The 1,859-nt window shown below is 71.6% G+C and carries 3 protein-coding genes; 1 reads left to right on the forward strand and 2 read right to left on the reverse strand.

Features of this window, described 5'->3' with window-relative positions; genetic code table 11:
• A partial coding sequence (locus FNQ90_RS21675) for an ADP-ribosyltransferase (protein WP_182607898.1) occupies positions 1–524 on the forward strand: 524 nt, incomplete at its 5' end.
• Positions 525–569: 45 nt separating this feature from the next.
• On the opposite strand, the gene FNQ90_RS21680 is transcribed toward FNQ90_RS21675, so the two are convergent.
• Positions 570–1,280 carry a 4'-phosphopantetheinyl transferase family protein gene (locus tag FNQ90_RS21680; RefSeq protein ID WP_182607899.1) on the reverse strand — a complete coding sequence of 237 codons (711 nt, stop codon included), beginning with the start codon at positions 1,278–1,280 and terminating at the stop codon, positions 570–572.
• A 221-nt stretch (positions 1,281–1,501) separates the two neighbouring features.
• Positions 1,502–1,723, reverse strand: a complete 222-nt coding sequence (locus FNQ90_RS21685) for a hypothetical protein (protein ID WP_143624298.1) — start codon at positions 1,721–1,723, stop codon at positions 1,502–1,504.
• Between the last annotated feature and the right edge of the window lie 136 nt (positions 1,724–1,859).

Genomic DNA, 1,859 nt, shown 5'->3' on the forward strand with positions numbered 1-1,859 from the left:
GGGTCCCGGCGGCCGTCCACCCCGCCGCCGCCTGCCCCGTCGTGGAGGACCGGCTGTACGCGGCGGCCGTCCGCGACGTGGACCTGCGGCGCATCACTCCCGACCCGGCCTGGCGCACCGACTGTCGGCAGCTCTACCGAGCCGATCGGCGAGCCCCCTCGGTGATCTTCGAGGAGGGCTTCCGTCCCTGGGACACCGTCAACGGCCAGTACGACCTGTACTCCTACACACAGGTCAACCAGCCCTCGCCGTTCGTCAGCACCACCTACGACCACGACCTGTACAAGTACTGGTGGACCGTGGGTTGGAACTACTACGTGGACGCCCCCGGCGGCATCGACGTCAACGGCACCATCGGTGACGACCACCGGTGGGCGGACCAGGTGGAGGTCGCCTTCCCCGGCGGCGTGGACCGCTCCTTCATCGCGGGCGGCTGCCCGGTGGATCCGCGGCTGCGCATCGAGATCATGTCGCAGTGCCTGGACAATCCCCACTACGAGCCCTGGCGCACCCGCGCGGGCTGAGCACCGCCGGTCGACCGTCGGGGGTGGGCACCGCTCCGCAGTCGCTCACCGGCCGTCCGCGCCGATGGGGGAGCCCGGCACGGTGACGGCGGTCAGCACCAGCCCGCCGCGCACCAACCAACGGCCGTCGAACCCCGGCACCTCCCGTCCCGCCACCACCGGGCCCGGCACCAGCAGCCGGGCCCGGAAGGCGCCCGACTCCGGCCCGGCCGGGTCCGGACGCAGCGTCAACTCCGCATCCTCGAAGCCCAACCACCGCCCGGTCAGGGGGAACCACGCCTTGTAGACGCTCTCCTTGGCGCTGAACAGCAACCGTTCCCAGTGCACCGAGGGATGCCGGGCGGCCAACTCCGGCAGCACCCGCTCGCGTTCCACGGGCACCGTCACCAGTTTCGTCACCCCCGACTCCCGCAGCGGTTCGTGCGGCTCGGCGTCCACCCCCAGGGCCGCCCAGCGACCCCGACGGGTCACGGCCGCGCCCCGGTAGCCCGCGCAGTGCGTCATGGCACCGATGACGCCCTCCGGCCACCCCGGCGCCCCCCGGTCGCCGGGCAGCAGGGGGGCCGGAGGCACACCGAGCCGGCCCAGCGCCTCACGGGCACAGGCCCGCACCCCGGCGAACTCCCGCCGGCGCTTGGCCACCGCCCGCGCCACCACCGCCTCCTCCTCGGGGAACAGCGGCGGCAGGTCCTCCACCCCGGTCTCGCCGAACAGTTCCGCGGACTCCACGTCGACGGGCAGCAATTCCTTCAGCACCCGCACATTGTGACCCGTGTCGGGTGCCGGGTAAACGGTGCCCGGAACCGGCCGGCACCCCGCCGGTCGCCCGCCGGCGCTCAGCGCGTCAGGACGGTGTGACGGTGTGCGGCCGCGCGTACCCACCGTCGGAGGCCGGCGGTTGGGCCTGCCGCTCTCCACGATCGGCTCTCCACGAACCGTCCCGTGTTCATCACCACGATCCGGTCCGCGCCCGGGGGTCACACCTCTTCGTAGCGGATCTGCGGGTCCACGAACATCTGCAGGTAGCCGCACTGGGTGCAGATCAGGCCGCAGGCCCCCTTGTTGGCCCAGTCCAGACCGAGCAGGGACATCCCGGTGCTGTTGAGCTTCACATCCCGCTGGGTGAAGATCTGATGGTCGCAGAATGTGCAGATCAACCGCTTGTTGCCGACGAACACCCGGAACATTCCCCTGGCCATCCGGTCCCCTTTCCGAGACGTGTCCCGCCGATACTCCGTACGGATGATCCGTGAAGAGGATCGTCTCACGAGGTGAGCGGGGGGTCACGGGGCCGGAACGGGCACCGCCCCGGCCGTGGGGCTGTCTCGTAGGCTT

Origin of the sequence: Streptomyces alkaliphilus (genome assembly GCF_014141535.1) — a bacterium.
Lineage (GTDB): Bacteria > Actinomycetota > Actinomycetes > Streptomycetales > Streptomycetaceae > Streptomyces > Streptomyces alkaliphilus.